This window comes from Pseudomonas granadensis (genome assembly GCF_900105485.1).
Classification (GTDB): domain Bacteria; phylum Pseudomonadota; class Gammaproteobacteria; order Pseudomonadales; family Pseudomonadaceae; genus Aquipseudomonas; species Aquipseudomonas granadensis.
Genome location: NZ_LT629778.1, coordinates 1,562,495 through 1,579,262, shown reverse-complemented (window position 1 = coordinate 1,579,262; position 16,768 = coordinate 1,562,495). Strand labels below are relative to the sequence as shown.

Annotated in this window: 18 protein-coding genes; 3 read left to right on the top strand and 15 right to left on the bottom strand. The window is 59.9% G+C overall.

The window, feature by feature from the left end; genetic code table 11:
* The first annotated feature begins 571 nt into the window (after window positions 1-571).
* Window positions 572-1,339, top strand: a complete 768-nt coding sequence (locus BLU52_RS07075; protein WP_090288457.1) for a c-type cytochrome — start codon at window positions 572-574, stop codon at window positions 1,337-1,339.
* 117 nt (window positions 1,340-1,456) lie between these two features.
* Here BLU52_RS07075 and BLU52_RS07070 read toward each other — a convergent pair whose 3' ends face one another.
* The 10 genes from BLU52_RS07070 to BLU52_RS07025 form a co-directional block, all read right to left on the bottom strand.
* Window positions 1,457-2,260: a transglutaminase family protein gene (locus tag BLU52_RS07070; protein ID WP_090282517.1), complete on the bottom strand. Its 804-nt coding sequence runs from the start codon at window positions 2,258-2,260 to the stop codon at window positions 1,457-1,459.
* Entirely contained in the window at window positions 2,257-3,207 is a 951-nt protein-coding gene (locus tag BLU52_RS07065) for an alpha-E domain-containing protein (RefSeq protein ID WP_007914063.1), read from the bottom strand. The genes BLU52_RS07070 and BLU52_RS07065 overlap by 4 nt, the downstream gene beginning before the upstream one ends.
* A gap of 12 nt (window positions 3,208-3,219) precedes the next feature.
* Window positions 3,220-4,629, bottom strand: coding sequence for a circularly permuted type 2 ATP-grasp protein (locus BLU52_RS07060; RefSeq protein WP_090282516.1), 1,410 nt, complete (start codon window positions 4,627-4,629; stop codon window positions 3,220-3,222).
* Between the two features lie 485 nt (window positions 4,630-5,114).
* The gene (locus BLU52_RS07055) at window positions 5,115-5,462 is read right to left on the bottom strand and encodes a ribonuclease E inhibitor RraB (RefSeq protein ID WP_090282515.1); all 348 of its coding nucleotides are present in this window, start codon (window positions 5,460-5,462) and stop codon (window positions 5,115-5,117) included.
* 211 nt (window positions 5,463-5,673) lie between these two features.
* A complete protein-coding gene (locus BLU52_RS07050; RefSeq protein WP_090282514.1) occupies window positions 5,674-5,907 on the bottom strand; it encodes a hypothetical protein in 234 nt (77 codons plus the stop codon).
* 205 nt (window positions 5,908-6,112) lie between these two features.
* Entirely contained in the window at window positions 6,113-6,988 is an 876-nt protein-coding gene (gene speE, locus BLU52_RS07045) for a polyamine aminopropyltransferase (RefSeq protein WP_090282513.1), read from the bottom strand.
* A 242-nt stretch (window positions 6,989-7,230) separates the two neighbouring features.
* A complete protein-coding gene (locus BLU52_RS07040; RefSeq protein ID WP_090282512.1) occupies window positions 7,231-7,422 on the bottom strand; it encodes a PLDc N-terminal domain-containing protein in 192 nt (63 codons plus the stop codon).
* 72 nt (window positions 7,423-7,494) lie between these two features.
* Window positions 7,495-8,025 carry a hypothetical protein gene (locus BLU52_RS07035; RefSeq protein WP_090282511.1) on the bottom strand — a complete coding sequence of 177 codons (531 nt, stop codon included), beginning with the start codon at window positions 8,023-8,025 and terminating at the stop codon, window positions 7,495-7,497.
* 86 nt (window positions 8,026-8,111) lie between these two features.
* Window positions 8,112-8,630 carry an ankyrin repeat domain-containing protein gene (locus tag BLU52_RS07030; RefSeq protein WP_090282510.1) on the bottom strand — a complete coding sequence of 173 codons (519 nt, stop codon included), beginning with the start codon at window positions 8,628-8,630 and terminating at the stop codon, window positions 8,112-8,114.
* A gap of 96 nt (window positions 8,631-8,726) precedes the next feature.
* Complete coding sequence (locus tag BLU52_RS07025) at window positions 8,727-10,565, bottom strand: long-chain-acyl-CoA synthetase (RefSeq protein ID WP_090282509.1); 1,839 nt, start codon at window positions 10,563-10,565, stop codon at window positions 8,727-8,729.
* A gap of 383 nt (window positions 10,566-10,948) precedes the next feature.
* Here BLU52_RS07025 and BLU52_RS07020 point away from each other — a divergent pair, with 383 nt between their 5' ends.
* Window positions 10,949-11,227: a DUF3509 domain-containing protein gene (locus BLU52_RS07020; protein ID WP_016773780.1), complete on the top strand. Its 279-nt coding sequence runs from the start codon at window positions 10,949-10,951 to the stop codon at window positions 11,225-11,227.
* Window positions 11,228-11,434: 207 nt separating this feature from the next.
* On the opposite strand, the gene mtnC is transcribed toward BLU52_RS07020, so the two are convergent.
* The 5 genes from mtnC to aroC form a co-directional block, all read right to left on the bottom strand.
* Window positions 11,435-12,118, bottom strand: coding sequence for an acireductone synthase (mtnC, locus tag BLU52_RS07015; protein ID WP_090282508.1), 684 nt, complete (start codon window positions 12,116-12,118; stop codon window positions 11,435-11,437).
* A 4-nt stretch (window positions 12,119-12,122) separates the two neighbouring features.
* Window positions 12,123-12,668, bottom strand: a complete 546-nt coding sequence (locus BLU52_RS07010) for a 1,2-dihydroxy-3-keto-5-methylthiopentene dioxygenase (protein ID WP_090288455.1) — start codon at window positions 12,666-12,668, stop codon at window positions 12,123-12,125.
* 92 nt (window positions 12,669-12,760) lie between these two features.
* On the bottom strand, window positions 12,761-13,387 hold the full coding sequence (locus tag BLU52_RS07005) for a methylthioribulose 1-phosphate dehydratase (RefSeq protein ID WP_090282507.1): 627 nt from the start codon (window positions 13,385-13,387) through the stop codon (window positions 12,761-12,763).
* Complete coding sequence (locus tag BLU52_RS07000) at window positions 13,384-14,529, bottom strand: MFS transporter (protein ID WP_090282506.1); 1,146 nt, start codon at window positions 14,527-14,529, stop codon at window positions 13,384-13,386. The genes BLU52_RS07005 and BLU52_RS07000 overlap by 4 nt, the downstream gene beginning before the upstream one ends.
* Window positions 14,530-14,560: 31 nt before the next feature.
* Entirely contained in the window at window positions 14,561-15,652 is a 1,092-nt protein-coding gene (gene aroC / locus BLU52_RS06995; RefSeq protein ID WP_077571784.1) for a chorismate synthase, read from the bottom strand.
* Window positions 15,653-15,782: 130 nt separating this feature from the next.
* On the opposite strand from aroC, the gene BLU52_RS06990 reads away from it, so the two are divergent.
* Window positions 15,783-16,736 carry an alpha/beta hydrolase gene (locus BLU52_RS06990; RefSeq protein ID WP_090282505.1) on the top strand — a complete coding sequence of 318 codons (954 nt, stop codon included), beginning with the start codon at window positions 15,783-15,785 and terminating at the stop codon, window positions 16,734-16,736.
* The last annotated feature ends 32 nt before the right edge of the window (window positions 16,737-16,768 follow it).

Sequence of the window (16,768 nt, the reverse complement as noted above, 5' to 3'; positions counted from 1 at the left end):
TCAATGACCCCAGCGCTCGAAGTGCTTGACGCACATGCTCAGACGGACGGTCATTGGTCATCAGGTGAACCGGTTCAGGTCGCCGAGTTGTCTAGCCAGCGGCCAAACAAGAAGCTGGCAATACGCCTCATAGCTTTTTAATCGCAGATCGCAGCAAAGACATATGAAATGGATCTAAGGCACGGTCCGCGTGGGCCCTAATGTAGAAGATATACGTCATGGTCGTCGGGTTTTGCCGAGGCCGGCGTTCTCCAACAGGAAGTGCAGCGCGTGCCGTCATGGATATGCAGGCAGGCATCAGGAAATAACAATAAAGGCGGTCAAGCCATGTTCAAACAACCGAAAGTACGTCAAGCAGGGCTCATTCTTTTTGCCACGACGCTGTTGTTGATTTTGCCGAATCTGACCAAGGTTATCGGCTGAATCAAGCGGCGGGTGCGATCAATCGCCAGCGAATAGATGACTGGCCCGCTATCCGGGCCCGCGTGGCTGTGCCAATCTTTGCGCCTTCCACGACAGGGATGGCGATCATTTGAAAGCGTTCATTGTGTTCGGGGCGCTGCTGCTCAGCATGCCCTTGTCAGCCGCTCAGCTTGATCTGCAGTTGGGCGCAACCGCGCGCACCTGGCAGACCGAGGAATTGCTCAAGCATCCTCAAGCGCAAACCCTGACGATCAAAAACGATGTGTCTTACAAAAGAGACATGACCTATCGCGTCGTGCCGATCGCCGCGTTGCTGACCGGCGTCCAGCCGCAAGATCATATGCAAGCGGTGGCGCTGGACGGCTTTGCCGCTGAGTTGGCCGCAGCACCGCTGCTCAACCGTGACGGCGCGCGAGCGTGGCTGGCCATCGAAGACCCGGCACAGCCATGGCCACCGCTAGGAGAAGGCAAACACAGTGCCGGGCCGTTCTATCTGGTCTGGAGCGATCCGCAGAAAGGCCATATCAGCCCCGAACAATGGCCATTCGAAGTGGCGAGCATCAAGCGCATGGCTCCCGTGGCCGAGCGCTTCCCTGCCCTGCTGCCTGACCCGGCACTGAAGGCGGATGACCCGGTGAATCAGGGTTTCGCGCTGTTTCAGAAAAACTGTCTGGCCTGTCACCGCTTGAACGGCGCGGGGGATGCGCAATTCGGGCCGGATCTGAATATTCCGTACAACCCGACCGAATACTTCGGCGCGGACTTCCTCACGCGTTACATCCGCGATCCGCAGAGCTTGCGCCAGTGGCCGCAGGCGAAGATGCCGGGGTTTTCCGCGGCGGTGTTGCCGGATGGGGAGCTGGAGATGCTGGTGGGGTATCTCAAGCACATGGCCGGACGAAAGGTTAAGCCCTGACGCCATTCCCTGTAGGAGTGAGCCTGCTCGCGATAGCGGTGTGTCAGTCAGCAATTGATGTGTCTGACATATCGCTATCGCGAGCAGGCTCACTCCTACAGGGGTTATCTGTAAGCCTTATTGTTGCTGCACGGAAATGACCGGCGTCGGCGACACCAGCACCTTCGCATGCATCTGCTCACACCCGCCGCCACGGCGCATGCCGCGTACCGGGCAGGCATCCAGATAATCCAGACCCACCGCCAGTTTCAGGTGCCGCTCGGGCCGCGCCAGTTGATTGGTCACGTCGAAGCTGTACCAGGCGTCATCCAGCCAGGCTTCCGCCCAGGCGTGGCTGGCCAGATGCTCGCAATCCTCGCTGTACAGATAGCCCGACACATAGCGTGACGGAACCCCCAAACTACGGGCACAGGCAAGGAACGCGTGGGTGTGGTCCTGACAGACGCCGGCGCGGCCGGCAAACGCTTCGGCGGCGCTGGTGTCGACTTCGGTCGAACCCGGCGTATAGGTCATGTACTGATTCAAGCCGTGCATCAAATCGATCAGCGCGGTGCGATCACGGCGCTGCTTGCAGGATTTTTCCGCGAATGCGCGCAGCGCCTCGTCCGCCTCGGTCAGGCGGGTGAAGCGCAGGAATGGCAGCGCCGACTGGCTCTCGTGCTCGGCCTCGCGCAGTTCGTCGATATCGACCTGCCCGCGCGCCCCGATGATGATCGCTTCGTGCGGTTCATCCATGGTCAGCACGTGGAGGATATTGCCGAACGGATCGAGTTGCGCACGCACCGGACGCGGCAGATCGAGCTGCCAGCTCAGCACATGCTGACGTTCGCTGTCATGGGGCGTCAGACGCAGGTACTGGATGCTCGCGCGCACCTGATCTTCGTAGTGATAGGTGGTCTCGTGGCTAATGGAGAGTCTCATGCAGCCTCCAGGTAGGAACTGTGAATGGCGTTGCCCAACTGGCGCACCAGCGGGATGAATTCGGTCAGCCAGGCGTGCAGGCCTTCCTCGAGGATTTCGTTGATGCCGGTGTAACGCAGGCGCGCATCCATCTCCGCAGCCAGACGTTGCGCCGGTCGCCCGTTGGCACCGGGCAGCTGCGCGAGGATCTGGTCGATCTCTTCGGTGCAGGCTCGCAGCGATCGCGGCACATCGGCGCGCAACAGCAGCAATTCGGCGACATGTCGGGCGCCCGGCGCATCACGATAGATTTCGGTGTAGGCCTCGAAGGACGACAGCGCACGCAGCAAGGCACTCCACTGGTAATACGCGTGCGCGGTGCCGTCGCTGACGGCTTCGGCCTGATCGCCAGCCATTTCATAACGCGCATCGAGCAAGCGCAGCGTGTTGTCCGCGCGCTCGATGAACGTACCCAGACGAATGAAGCGAAACGCGTCGTTGCGCATGATCGTGCCGTAGGACGCGCCGCGAAACAGGTGCGAACGCTCCTTGATCCATTCGCAGAATCGGCTCATGCCATAGCGGCTCAGGCCTTGTTCGGCGATCCCGCGAATTTCCAGCCAGGTCGCGTTGATGTTTTCCCACATGTCCGCCGTGATCCGTCCGCGCACCGCATGAGCGCTGGCCCGTGCGGCGCCGAGGCAACTGTAGATGCTGGCCGGGTTGGCCGCATCGAGGGCGAAAAAGTGCAGCAGGCGTTCGGCATGCAGCGCGCCGTGACGCTCCAGGTAATCATCGAGGGTGCCGGTGATCAGCAGTGGCATCGCCAGCTCGTGCAGACCATCGCCACGCCCGTCCTGCGGCATCAGCGACAGCGAATAACTGATGTCGAGCATGCGCGCGAGGTTTTCCGCGCGCTCCAGATAACGCGACATCCAATACAGATCCGAGGCAGTTCTACTTAACATGGCAAGCTTCCTTCAATCCTCGACCACCCAGGTGTCCTTGGTTCCGCCACCCTGGGAGGAATTCACCACCAGGGAGCCCTCGCGCAGGGCGACACGGGTCAAACCGCCGGGCACGACCCGGGTCTCGCGACCGGACAAGACAAACGGGCGCAAATCGATATGGCGCGGCGCGATGCCGTTTTCGACAAAGGTCGGACAGGTCGATAACGACAGCGTCGGCTGGGCGATGTACGCATGCGGCTTGGCTTTGATGCGCTCGCGAAAGGCATCGATTTCCGCCGTCGTCGCGGCCGGCCCTACCAGCATTCCGTAACCGCCGGAGCCCTGGGTTTCCTTGACCACCAGATCTGGAAGATTGGCCAGCACATGAGAAAGTTCAGACGGGTTGCGGCATTGCCAGGTCGGCACGTTTTTCAGGATCGGTTCTTCGTCGAGGTAGAAACGGATCATGTCGGTGACAAACGGATACACCGACTTGTCATCTGCGACGCCAGTGCCGATCGCGTTGGCGAGCACGACATTGCCGGAGCGGTAGGACGACAGCAGCCCCGGCACACCAAGCATCGAGTCCGGGTTGAACGCCAGCGGATCGAGAAAGGCGTCATCAAGGCGTCGATAGATCACGTCGACCGCTTTCGGGCCATCGGTGGTACGCATGAACACCTTGTCGTCACGCACGAACAGATCCGCGCCCTCCACCAGTTCCACGCCCATTTCCCGCGCCAGAAACGCATGCTCGAAAAACGCGCTGTTGAAGCGCCCTGGCGTCAGCACCACCACGCTCGGATCGTCGATCGGGCTTGAGCTTTTCAGGGTGTCGAGCAACAGGTTCGGGTAATGATCGATCGGCGCGATGCGCTGGGCCGAAAACAGCTCGGGAAACAGGCGCATCATCATCTTGCGGTCTTCGAGCATGTAGCTCACGCCGCTCGGCGTACGCAGATTGTCTTCGAGTACGTAGTAGGTGCCGTCGCCGTCACGCACCAGATCAACGCCGGAAATATGCGAATAGATATCGCGGTGCAGATCCAGGCCTTGCATCGCCAACTGGTATTGCTCGTTGGCCAGCACCTGTTCGGCGGGAATGATCCCGGCCTTGATGATGCGCTGCTCGTGGTACAGGTCGGCGAGAAACATGTTCAGCGCCTTGACCCGCTGAATGCAACCACGCTCGACGATCCGCCATTCGCTGGCAGGAATGCTGCGCGGGATGGTGTCGAAAGGAATCAAGCGCTCGGTGCCCTGCTCGTCCCCATAGAGCGTGAAGGTAATCCCGGCGCGATGGAACAGCAGATCGGCTTCTCGCCGTCGTTGCGCCAGCAGTTCATCCGGCGTATCGGCCAGCCATCGGGCGAACTCGCGATAATGCGGGCGAACCTGGCCGCCGGCATCGTACATCTCATCAAAATAGGTGCGGATCATGCCGTACTCCTTGTCACCCGGACATACAGGCCTTCGCAAGGCCCGTGCCATCGGCATAAACGCTTTGATTTCAATCGGTTGGATATTCATATTGCAGGCGCCGCACCATTCCTGTGCAGCAAATGCCCCAGCCAGATTGCCCCCGCTTCATTGCGACGCATTGCAACGCCTATCACCAACATAGTCAGAACTGATTTCACTGCCCGGCGCGGCGTACGGATAATCCGCGCATTCGCTGCAAAACTTCGCCGGCAACAGCCTCGCGAAGGCGCCCGCTCAACTGACCTGGACTGCTCCGGCAGCCCGCCCGCTGTAGCCCTCAAGGGATTCAGTCGCGTATCGCTCTTCCCTTTTAGCCACCCTCTCCGGTGGCTTTTTTTTGCCTCCGATTCTTGTTTCAGGGTTTTGCCACAGCGTTTGCGCAGGGCACAAACGACAACGGCCGACCCAAAGGTCAGCCGTTGCTCAACAAGTCTTGCAAGCGATCAGTTCAAACGGTGGCGGTTGCGCACCTCCTGCTTGACGCCCCAGCCCTCGATGATGCCACCCAGCGGTTCGACCACGGCGGAAAAGCCCTGCTCGAAATCACCGATATCGTCATAAGTCGCGTACATGACCTTGCTGAGTTCCAGCGACCAGGCGCCGTCGTCCCGCGCGCTGACCTGGGCATTGATGGATTCACCGCGATAGTTGCCTGCCGCCCTGCGCGCCCGTTCCTCGTCCGGGAAAATGGCGTAGAACTCGATGGGATGAAATTTTGAAAAATCGAAACCGCCTTCTTTCATGCGGCGCAGGACATTGCTGCTGATGTCTTCTTGATAGGCTGTGCTCATGAATCGTCCCCCTCGCATAGATGGATAGACTTTCCGTATTCCCGCCCCGGGCCTGTGGCCTAAGTACGTCGACAACGCTGCGGTTGTACGCGGGAACAAGCATGTAGCTGACAAGACCAGACCTTAGCGATCCATTCGCTGATCTCCCCTGCAGAGTAGCCGCAAGAGAGCGGCGCTGCCAAGGCCTGGTTCATAAGATGACAGGAAGTGTTCAGATTGGCGTGATGCTGCGGATCTCGATGCCGTTCTGGGTCTTGAGGTTTTTAACGCCAGCATCGGCGGTGCGTCCTTCCAGATCGTTCAGATCCAGTTGGGCAGCCACCGGAAGGAGCCTTTGCTTGATCAGCCGGGCGGCTTCATCGTCGGTCGGGCATTCCTCACGTTCGAAGATTTCATCAACGATTTCACCATGATCATCCACGAAAGTGACTTTCCACTTTTGCATCAGTGCCTCCTCGATCAACCCGTAGATGGGCTTACCTCTATCTGGACGTTTTGCCGCGATAGTTGGTTCAAAAGGATTACACAGGGCGATGATCAAATTGCAGGAGTGAGCCTGCTCGCGATTGCGGTTTGCCAGTCACACAGATATCGACTGATAAACAGCTATCGCGAGCAGGCTCACTCCTACAGCGGTACTGTGTTGAAAATCAGTTATTGCCCGGCTTGTTGATTGCCTGCAGCACGTATTGCGGCAAGGCGAATGCGCCGATGTGAATTTCCGGGTTGTAGTAACGGGTGACGATGCCGCTGCCAATGAAACGCTGTTGCAGGGTTTCACGGCTGAGTTTGCGGTAGGCCGGGTTGGTCGAGCCCCACGCGAAGGTCATCGAGCCGCCGATGTAGGTCGGCACCGCCGCCTGATAGAAATGCCAGTCCGGGAACAGGCTGTTGAGGCGACCGGCGGTGGTCTTCACTTCGTCGATCTGCATGAACGGTGTGCCGTTCTGCGTGACCAGAATGCCGCCCTCGTTGAGGCAGCGGTGGCAGGCCTGGTAGAAGTTCTCCGAAAACAGCACTTCGCCCGGGCCGATCGGGTCGGTGGAGTCGGAGATGATCACGTCGAATTTTTCCGTGGTCGTGGCAACGAAGCGCATGCCATCATCGATGACCAGGTTCAGGCGTGGATCGTCATAGGCACCGGCCGAATGGTTCGGCAGAAACTCTTTGCACATGTCGACCACGGTGCCGTCGATTTCGACCATGGTGATGTGCTCCACGCCTGCATGCTTGGTCACTTCGCGCAGCATGCCGCCGTCACCGCCACCGATGATCAGCACACGCTTGGCGCTGCCGTGGGCGAGGATCGGCACATGGGTGAGCATTTCGTGGTAGATGAATTCGTCGGCTTCGGTGGTCTGGATCACGCCGTCCAGCGCCATCACCCGGCCCATGCGCGGGTTCTGGAAAATCACCAGATGCTGGTGTTCGGTGCGCACTTCGTGCAGCAGTTTTTCCATGCGAAAACGCTGGCCGTAGCCTTCGTAGAGGGTTTCCAGGTACTCGCTGGTTTTGGTGACGGTCATGGTCAAGTGCTCCGATGAAATGCGCGGGCGCCAATCGTGGGGAACGATTGCCCGGGAAAGGCGCGCATTCTACGTTGCCGAAGATGACAGGTCGAACCTCACTTCACCGTCGCAGCACAATCCTTTGTAGGAGTGAGCCTGCTCGCGATTGCGGTTTGCCAGCCACAGAGATATTGACTGATAGATAGCTATCGCGAGCAGGCTCACTCCTACAGGGGTACTGCGGCGATCCTGATATCAGGTCAGACCCGCACATTGCCCCGCGGTCCGGCAATCGCCCAGATGATCAGGCCCAGCACCGGCAGGAGGATGATCAGTAGCACCCAGACAATTTTCATTCCGGTGGACGCGCCGCTTTTCAGCACATTGATGATGGCCCAGATGTCGAGGGCGAGGATGATCAGGCCGATCAGACCGTTGAACGTGGAACCCATAATGTCGCTCCAGAATAGTGGCATGCACTTCTAGGATAGACGGCCCGGCGCAGGGTTCCGTTTTATTGCGAATCAGACGTGAACGGCGATCTTCAACGCCTCGAGTGCCGGTGCAGCGCTGATGCCGAGTTCGGCGCACAGCTCCAGTACGCGCGGCACGTCGTTGCCGTAGACCAGTACCATTTGCAGTTCGTCGTCGAGCAACTGGCTGAAGTTCATCAGCGTGTAGCCGCCGTTCTCCTTGTTCAGGCTGCTCATCTGCACCTGAATGCGATTGAGCGCAGTCAGGGCTTCGGTCCTGGCCAGTTGCTTCGGCTTGAGGTTGAAGTCCACGCCGGGCCCGAACGAGGCGACGATTTGTGCGAACAGCTCAGCGTAGGTATCGGCCTGGAACAGCACGGTTTCAGGCAGGCTGCCCACCACCACCCACTCTCCCAACGGAATCGGGAAAGTGTCGTCGTAATTGATGTCCGGGTTGGCGGTCAGAAAGGCGTCGGCATCGGCGTAGGCTTGCCCCGCTTCGTCTGCCACTTTCAGGATCTCGTCCTCGCCCATGCAGCCGGAGCTGATTTTGCTGATGAGTTCGACGAGTGCGGCTTTCATGAGGGCGGATCCTGTGGCGAAGGGAGATTTCAAGGGCGCGAAGGATAGCGCATTCTCTGCTTCGCCACAGTCCGGCGGGGCGGATTTCAGCCCAACAGCTTCTCGAGTTGCGCGGTGGTATCGACGGCACCCATGGTCCGCGCTGCGTCGAGCGCGGTAACGCCATTGGCATCCCTGGCCTTGGGATCGGCGCCCTTGCTGATCAGGTAATCGACGATTGCAACACGATTGAACATCGCCGCCATCATCAATGCGGTACGGCCATCAAAGGACGAACCTTCGATCTCGGCACCTGCTTCGACCAGCGCTTTGACCACCGCCAGATCACCTTTGAATGCGGCGCCGGCAATCGGGCTCTGGCCGTTGCCATTGCGCATTTCCGGATCGGCCTTGTGCTTGAGCAACACGTTCACGGCGTCGACGTGACCGTAGTAGCTGGCGAGCATCAGCAAGGTGTCGCCCTTGCTGTTTTTCAGGTTCACCGGCAAACCGGCCGTCACCAAACGATCAAGCATTTCGGCATCACCGTCACGCGCCTTGTTGAAGACCTGCTCGGTGAATTCGGCAGCTTCTTCCGGGGTCATCTGGCGGCTTTGGTCGGACATGGGGCAACTCCACTTCGGTCAATCGGAAAGCCGACAGTTTCCCGAGGCAGAGGAAAACTGTCACCCTCTTTTTCCACAGCGCAGCGATAGCCGAAATCAATAACGATGCTTGCCCTCGAGAATTTCCGCCAGCACCGGCTCGGTGACTCGGCTATACGTCTGCGTGCCGGGCAGCCACGCATAAATCGGGTCGCCCCCCGTCTGGCCGGGGTCGAAGCCTTCATCCTTGAGACGGGTTTTCTGGTATTTGAAGGTGCCGGTGGTTTCCATTTTCACCTTGACCCGCAGGAACAACGGCACCGCATAGGACGGCAGGCGCTCGCGGGCGAAGGCCAGCAGCTCGGCGAAATCCAGCGTCGCCAAGGATTCCGCCGGGGTGATGGCCGCCATCCCGGCGCGGCCGTTGGTGTTGGGGATTTCCACGCCGTACGCCACCGCCTCGGAGATGTGCGAGTGTTGCAGCAGGAGATTTTCGACTTCTGTGGTCGAGACGTTCTCGCCCTTCCAGCGATAAGTGTCACCGAGGCGGTCGACAAATTGCGCATGACCGAAGCCGATGTTGCGCAGTAGATCGCCGGTGTTGAAATAACGGTCACCCTGGGTAAAAACGTCTTGCAGCACGACCCGGGCAGTCTTCTGCGGATCGGTATAACCGTCCAGCGGCGCTTTTTCGTCGATCCGCGCCAGCAACAGCCCCTCCTCGCCCTTGCCGACCTTGCGCATGAAACCATCGGCGCTGCGCAGCGGCTCGCCACTGTCGTGATCGTAGGCCACCAGCTCCCAGGCCATCAGCGAGAAACCGATGGTGTTGTCAAAGTTGAGCACGTTGGTGAAGCCGATATTGCCGTCGCTCGCCGCGTACAGCTCGCAGATGTGCTCCACAGCAAAACGGCTCTTGAACTCGGCCCATGCGCCGGGGCGCAGACCGTTGCCGATCATCTTGCGTACATCGTGACGACTGTCGTCGGCACTCAGGGGTTGATCGACCAGATAGCGGCACAACTCGCCGACGTAGCCGATGGTGGTCGCGCGATAGCGGCGTACGTCGTTCCAGAACTGACTGGCGCTGAATTTGCGCCGGATCGCAAAACCCGCGGCGCCGTTGACCGCCGAGCCCCAACACACGCACAAACCGGTAGCGTGGTATAGCGGCAAGGTGCAATAGACGACGTCGTCAGAGCTCATGTCGAGGGCGATCGTGCCGAAACTGGCGGAGCTGCGCATCCAGCGCCCATGCTTGAACACCCCGGCCTTGGGCAGGCCGGTGGTGCCAGAGGTGTAGATGTAGAAACACGGATCGTTGCAGAAGATCTGCTGGCTGCTCGGCGGGTTGTCGCTGCTGGCATCGGCGCTGGCGCTGATCAGGTTGATGAAGCCTTCGGGCGCGATGCCCGGATGGCTGAAGGTGTCCTGATCGGCTACGAACCAGATGCGTTGCGCGGCAATCGACACTTGTTCGCGGACGGCGGCAAAGGCAGGCAGCAACTCTTCGCCGACCACGATCGCCACCGGAGCGACCAGATTGACGCTGTGAATCAGCGTATCGCGGGTCTGTGCGGTATTGAGCAAGGCACTGACCGCGCCGACCTTGGCCAGCGCCAGAATGGTGACCAGCAATTCCGGGCGGTTCTCGATAAACACCGCCACTACGTCGCCCTTACCGATGCCCTCCCCGCTCAGGTAGTGAGCGATGCGATTGGCCCATTGATTGACCTGCGCGTAAGTCAGCCGCACATCGTCCTGCATCAATGCCGGGCCGTCGGGGTTGCGCAGCGTCGCTTGTTCGAACGTCCAGCCAAGACCGCAGCTCTGCGTCGGGTCCGTGACGTTGGCCGCTTTCATGCCCTTGACCACCCGCGGGATGGCTTTGGCAATCATCGGCAGCTTGCGGAGCATCATGCCCCAGGTAATCGTGTCGCTTGGCGTGTGACGCATGAAAGCTCCCCGTTCGACCTTGGCTGGCCGATGTTTTTATTGTCGGGCCTGGCTTGAAGCAACCGGCGCCTTCGAGCGCGGGTCGAGCTTGAAAATACGTCAGCGCTTTGCGGGCTGTACACGCGGTTTTTGCAATGTTTTGTATCCGCCGGTCGCGCGGCCCCAGCGACGATCTTCACTCCGGCATTTGGTTCCATGGTGCCAGGAATAATCCCGCAAAATGCAGGATGCACGATGGCCATTCATGCAGTTTGCACGACGATCAAAATCCATCGATCTCATAACACATTGTTTTTAAAGCATTTTTTAAATCGTAAATGCTGGCACAAACGCTGCAACCTCCTGTGCATGCTTGCCATTCAAGTACATACGGAGCTGATGACATGAGCCTGATTCAAGAAAAATTTACATCGCTGTTCTCCAACTACGAAGTCAGCACTGCCCCACGTCCTGACGGTGGCATCCTGCTCACTCTGCGTAGCAGCGACGGCAAAGTCTTCAAACGCGCACTCTCGTATCAGCAACTGCACGCTGGCGACCAACTGTCGTGGGCGATCAGTGCAATCCGTCGTGACCTGGCCGAACAAGCCAGTGAGCTGCCGCAAATTGCAATGCTGCAGAGCCAGCAGCGTTTTGCCCTGCCGACGTATCACTCGCTGTAACTCGCTTTAAACAAAAACAGGCCGTGGAGCATGCGCTTCACGGCCTGTTTGTTTTTGTCCGCCACAAAACCCTGTGGGAGCCAGCCTGCTGGTTTTGTTCGCCACAAAACCCTGTGGGAGCCGTGGGTCAGGCGACATCTATTCGCTGATCTGCCGCTATCGCCAGCAGGCTGGCTGGCTGGCTCCCACATTGGGCTTATTGTGTACTTAGAAAGCTTCGGGTTCGATGCCAGTGAAGCTGTCGACGGTGATGTGGCTTCCCAGCTCCCCGCCTTCACGCGCCAGGCCGCATGTCTTCAGGCCGGCTGATTGCGCAGCATCCAGTTCTTCGACAATGTCCGAAAGAAACAGAATCTCTTCCGCCGCCACGCCCAGCGCTTGCTGGATATTGGTGTAAGACTGCGCCTCGCGCTTGCCCCCCGACGTGGTATCGAAGTATCCGCTGAACAGCGACGTCAGATCTCCCGCCTCCGAGCAGCCGAAAATCAGCTTTTGCGCCTGAATCGAGCCGGACGAGTAAACAAACAGTTGATAACCGGCCTGATGCCAACGTTGCAGGGCTTCAACGGCATCCGGGTAAACATGCCCCTTCAATTGCCCGGCGTGATAACCCTCAGCCCAGACCATGCCTTGCAGGGCCTTGAGCGGCGTGGCTTTGCGATCTTCGGCGATCCAGCCAAGGAGGATTTCAACAACCCGTTCAATGTCCGCGTTCGGCTCGTTGCTGTCACGGCGCACGGCATCGAGCTGTTCGGCGACATCGGCACGCTCGGCGTTCTGGCGCACGAAGTCCGGCAGATGTTTGGCCGCGTACGGAAAGAGCACGTCGAACACGAAACTGACCGCGCTGGTGGTGCCTTCGATATCGGTGAGGATGGCTTTGATCGACACGGGCTCAATCCTCCAGACGCGGGAAGCGGCCGGCGATGTCTTCGCCGGTGAAATTGGCAACCCAGCCTTCCGGGTTGTTGAACAGACGGATCGCGACAAAATGCGGATGTTCGCCCATGTCGAACCAGTGCCTGGTGCCTGCCGGAACCGAGATCAGATCGTTCTTCTCGCAAAGCACCGCATAGACGTAATCGTCGATGTGCAGGGTAAACAAGCCACGGCCGGCGACGAAAAATCTGACTTCGTCTTCACCGTGCCGATGCTCTTCGAGGAACCTGGCGCGCAATTCGGCTTTTTGCGGGTGATCGCTGTTCAGGCTGATCACATCGACGGTGACGTAACCGCGCTCGGTCATCAACTTATCGATCTGCTCTTTATAAGCGCTGATCACTTCTTCCTGGGTGGCGCCGGGCTGAATCTTCGCCGCGGCTTGCCAGCGGTCGAAGCGAACGCCCTGCTCGGCCAGCGTCGAGGCGATGTCTTCGAAATGGGTCAGCACCTTGTTGGGAATCTCGGGGCTGGAAACGTGGTAAACGGACAGGCTGCTCATGGGCAATTCCTCGGTATCGGCCTTGCCGTCCGGCTCTTGCAGACCGGTCGGGCAGTGCATTCATCAGGGCAAACGGGCTGCTGGTGGTGAAGTCAGCCCTGGCGGTTCATGACGCTGCGGGTTTTCAACTCGCATTCAAACAGAAATTCAAAGGCCTCGATCTGCCGCAGCGCGTCGCTCATCTGCGCGCCCCAGGTGTACAGGCCGTGGCCGCGGATCAGGTAGCCGACGCAATCGGGATGGGCGTCGAGCCAAGGCTGCACCTTGGCGGCGAGGCGCGCAATGTCCTGATCGTTGTCGAAAATCGGCACGCGCACCCGCGATTCGTGGGTCGAGACGCCGCTGAAGGCTTTTTGCAGCTCGTAATCTTCGAACTCGATGAAGTCTTGCGTCGTCAGCCGGGACAGCACCGTGGCGTTCACCGAATGGGTGTGCAGCACCGCGCCGATCTCCGCGCGCCAGCTATAAAGCTGGGTGTGCAGCAGGGTTTCGGCGGAGGGCTTTTTGCCCGGCTCCAGACTGTTGCCGGAGAGATCGGTGGCAAGCACATCGTCCAGGCCCAACTGGCCTTTGTGCTTGCCCGACACGGTCAGCAGCGCTTCGCTCGGCGACAGCCGCGTCGAATAATTGCTGCTGGTGGCCGGCGACCAGCCGCGACCATAGAGGAAGCGCCCGGCGTCGACGATTTGCTGAGCGAGTTGTTCACGGGTAAGGCTCATGGCCTGTCCTCTTGCATACGTGTGGCAATGATAACGGCCGCGGCGAGCGCCGCGAGACTGGCAATACTGAACGTCAATGTCGCGCCCAGGGCATTCCAGCTGTAGCCGGAATACAGCGCGCCAAGCGCACCGCCGGTGCCGGCCAGCGCGGCGTACAGCGCCTGGCCCTGGCCTTGTTGACGTGCGCCGAAGCTACGTTGCACGAACGCGATGGCAGCGGCGTGAAAGCTGCCGAAAGTCGCCGCATGCAGCAACTGGGCGAACAGCAGCACCCAGAGAAATTCGGCAAATGTGCCCAGCAACACCCAACGCAGCGCCGCCAGCAGAAAACTCGCCATCAGCACCCGGCGCAGGGAAAACCGCGCGAGAATCCGGCTCATGGCCATGAACATCAAAACCTCGGCCACCACCCCCACCGCCCACAGCATGCCGATCACGCCGCGACTGTAACCGAGTCGCTCAAGGTGCAAGGTCAGAAAGGTGTAATACGGGCCGTGGCTCATCTGCATCAGCGCCACACAGGCATAAAATGCCAACACTCCCGGATTGCGCAACTGCTTGAGAAAGCCCTCGCCGCTCGCCCGGTTGCCTTGCGGCGGCTGCGCATTGGGCACCCACAGGCTGCTGAGGACGATGCCGGCCATGATCAATACCAGCGCCGCCGGGTAAATATCCAGGCTCTGCCATTCGAACAATCGGCCCAGCGCGACCACGGTAATGATGAAACCGATCGAGCCCCACAGGCGGATCTGGCTGTAGCGCGAAGTCTGGCCCTGCAAGTGCGCCAGGGTGATGACTTCGAACTGTGGCAGCACCGCATGCCAGAAAAAAGCATGCAGGGCCATGACCATCGCCAGCCACGCGTAGCTCTTGCTGACGAAGATCAGCGAAAAGGTCAGCAGCGTGCACACCGCGCCAAAGCGCACGATGGCCAGACGCCTGCCGGTGTAGTCGCCGAGCCAGCCCCAGATGTTCGGCGCCACGCAGCGCATCAACATCGGGATCGCCACCAGCTCACCGATGCGCGCCGCGCTGAAGCCAAGATGATCGAAGTACAGCGCCAGAAACGGCGCCGTCGAACCGAGCAAGGCGAAATAGAACAGATAGAAACTGGACAGCCGCCAGTAAGGAAGCGCCGCCACGCTCAGGCCGCGGCGTTCGACGAGTCAGCCATCAAAGCTGACCCAGCACCGGAGTACTCACGCGCACGTCGGCGTTCTGCCCACGGTGGCGCAACAGGTGATCCATCAGCACGATGGCCATCATCGCCTCGGCAATCGGCGTGGCACGGATGCCGACGCACGGGTCGTGACGGCCCTTGGTGATCACGTCGACCGGGTTGCCGTGAATATCGATCGAACGGCCCGGGGTGGTGATACTCGATGTTGGCTTCAACGCCAGATGCGCGACGATCGGCTGGCCCGAAGAAATGCCACCGAGAATGCCGCCGGCGTTGTTGCTGAGGAAACCTTCAGGGGTCATTTCATCGCGGTGCTCGGTGCCGCGCTGGGCTACCGAGGCGAAACCGGCACCGATTTCCACGCCCTTGACCGCGTTGATGCTCATCAGCGCGTGGGCCAGTTCGGCGTCGAGACGGTCGAAAATCGGCTCGCCCAGACCGGGCATCACACCTTCGGCAACCACGGTGATCTTCGCCCCGACCGAGTCCTGATCGCGACGCAACTGGTCCATGTAGGCCTCCAGTTCCGGCACCTTGTCCGGGTCAGGGCTGAAAAAGGCGTTCTCTTCCACCGAATCCCAGGTCTTGAACGGGATTTCGATCGGGCCGAGCTGGCTCATGTAGCCACGAATGACGATGCCTTGGCTGGCCAGGTACTTCTTCGCAATCGCCCCCGCCGCCACGCGCATTGCGGTTTCGCGCGCCGAGCTGCGACCGCCGCCGCGATAATCGCGCTCGCCGTACTTGTGGTGGTAGGTGTAGTCGGCGTGGGCCGGGCGGAACAGATCCTTGATCGCCGAGTAGTCCTTGGACTTCTGGTCGGTATTGCGGATCAACAGGCCGATTGAGCAGCCGGTGGTGCGCCCTTCGAACACGCCGGAGAGGATTTCGACTTCATCGGCTTCCTGGCGTTGAGTGGTGTGGCGGCTGGTGCCCGGCTTGCGGCGATCGAGGTCGCGCTGCAGATCTTCCAGGGAAATCTCCAGGCCCGGCGGGCAGCCGTCGACAATGGCGACCAACGCCGGACCATGGCTTTCGCCAGCGGTGGTGACAGTGAACAACTTGCCGTAGGTATTGCCGGACATGCAGGACGCTCCGTGAAATCAAACCCGAATTCTTGATGCGCGCCAGTATACGCAGGCTAACCGAGTAGTTCATCCTCGAACCTTGGCGGTGTTGGCGAGTCCAACCGGCACCTTGGCGAATGATGGCGTGATGATGCTGCGAGTTTTGATCTTGAGTCTTACCCTGTTCACGGGCTTTGCCCAAGCGACCGTCCTGCAACGGCCAATGACTTTGACTACGGGCAGCGGCGAACTTTTCGGTTCACTGTTGCTGCCAAAGTCTGACAGCCCGGTGCCGGTTGTCCTGATCATTTCCGGCTCCGGTCCTACCGATCGTGACGGAAACAACCCCGACGGCGGGCGCAACGACAGCCTTAAGCGGTTGGCTTGGGTGCTGGCCAAACACAACATCGCCAGCGTGCGTTACGACAAACGCGGAGTGGCCGCGAGCCTCGCCGCAACGCCGGACGAGCGCAATCTTTCGGTGGAGGCTTATGCGGCGGATGCCGTGGCGTGGGGGCAGAAGCTCAAGACCGACCCGCGTTTCGGCCCGCTGATCGTCCTTGGTCACAGCGAAGGTGCGCTGATCGCCAGCCTCGCCGCACCGACACTCGATGCGGCGGCGGTGATTTCCCTCTCGGGCAGCGCTCGACCGGTCGATCAGGTGATCCGCGAACAACTGGCGCGCAGCCTGCCGCCGCCGCTGATGCTGCGCAGCAATGAACTGCTCGACAGCCTCAAGGCCGGTCGCACCGACGACAATGTGCCGCAACCGTTGCAGGTAATTTTCCGCCCGAGTGTGCAGCCATACCTGATTTCGCTGTTCCGTCAGGACCCCGCCAAAGCCTTTGCGCAGTTGCAGATGCCGGCGCTGATCGTTCAGGGCAGCAATGACATTCAGGTCGGCACCGAAGACGCGAAGCTGCTCAAAGCGGCGAAACCGGATGCGCAACTGGTGGTGATCGAAGGCATGAACCATGTGCTGCGCATCGTGCACAACGACATGAAACGACAGCTGGCCTCGTACAAGGATCCGAATTTGCCGCTGGCCGCCGAGCTTGGTTCGGCGATCCTGGGTTTTATTGACGGACTTCGCACCCGTTAACCGCTGTTTACCCTCCAGTCCTTGAAAAAACG

What these genes read in the sequence shown, in the direction of transcription:
- speE (WP_090282513.1), bottom strand. Translation starts at nt 6,988, where the DNA reads ATGACCGTCACCAAAACCAGCGAGTACCTGGAAACCCTCTACGAAGGC.
- BLU52_RS07060 (WP_090282516.1), bottom strand. Translation starts at nt 4,629, where the DNA reads ATGATCCGCACCTATTTTGATGAGATGTACGATGCCGGCGGCCAGGTT.
- BLU52_RS07070 (WP_090282517.1), bottom strand. Translation starts at nt 2,260, where the DNA reads ATGAGACTCTCCATTAGCCACGAGACCACCTATCACTACGAAGATCAG.
- BLU52_RS07035 (WP_090282511.1), bottom strand. Translation starts at nt 8,025, where the DNA reads ATGAAAGCCGCACTCGTCGAACTCATCAGCAAAATCAGCTCCGGCTGC.
- BLU52_RS07040 (WP_090282512.1), bottom strand. Translation starts at nt 7,422, where the DNA reads ATGGGTTCCACGTTCAACGGTCTGATCGGCCTGATCATCCTCGCCCTC.
- BLU52_RS07055 (WP_090282515.1), bottom strand. Translation starts at nt 5,462, where the DNA reads ATGAGCACAGCCTATCAAGAAGACATCAGCAGCAATGTCCTGCGCCGC.
- BLU52_RS07025 (WP_090282509.1), bottom strand. Translation starts at nt 10,565, where the DNA reads ATGCGTCACACGCCAAGCGACACGATTACCTGGGGCATGATGCTCCGC.
- BLU52_RS07010 (WP_090288455.1), bottom strand. Translation starts at nt 12,668, where the DNA reads ATGAGCAGCCTGTCCGTTTACCACGTTTCCAGCCCCGAGATTCCCAAC.
- BLU52_RS07050 (WP_090282514.1), bottom strand. Translation starts at nt 5,907, where the DNA reads ATGCAAAAGTGGAAAGTCACTTTCGTGGATGATCATGGTGAAATCGTT.
- BLU52_RS07075 (WP_090288457.1), top strand. Translation starts at nt 572, where the DNA reads ATGCCCTTGTCAGCCGCTCAGCTTGATCTGCAGTTGGGCGCAACCGCG.
- BLU52_RS07030 (WP_090282510.1), bottom strand. Translation starts at nt 8,630, where the DNA reads ATGTCCGACCAAAGCCGCCAGATGACCCCGGAAGAAGCTGCCGAATTC.
- BLU52_RS07065 (WP_007914063.1), bottom strand. Translation starts at nt 3,207, where the DNA reads ATGTTAAGTAGAACTGCCTCGGATCTGTATTGGATGTCGCGTTATCTG.
- BLU52_RS06990 (WP_090282505.1), top strand. Translation starts at nt 15,783, where the DNA reads ATGATGCTGCGAGTTTTGATCTTGAGTCTTACCCTGTTCACGGGCTTT.
- BLU52_RS07005 (WP_090282507.1), bottom strand. Translation starts at nt 13,387, where the DNA reads ATGAGCCTTACCCGTGAACAACTCGCTCAGCAAATCGTCGACGCCGGG.
- BLU52_RS07020 (WP_016773780.1), top strand. Translation starts at nt 10,949, where the DNA reads ATGAGCCTGATTCAAGAAAAATTTACATCGCTGTTCTCCAACTACGAA.
- aroC (WP_077571784.1), bottom strand. Translation starts at nt 15,652, where the DNA reads ATGTCCGGCAATACCTACGGCAAGTTGTTCACTGTCACCACCGCTGGC.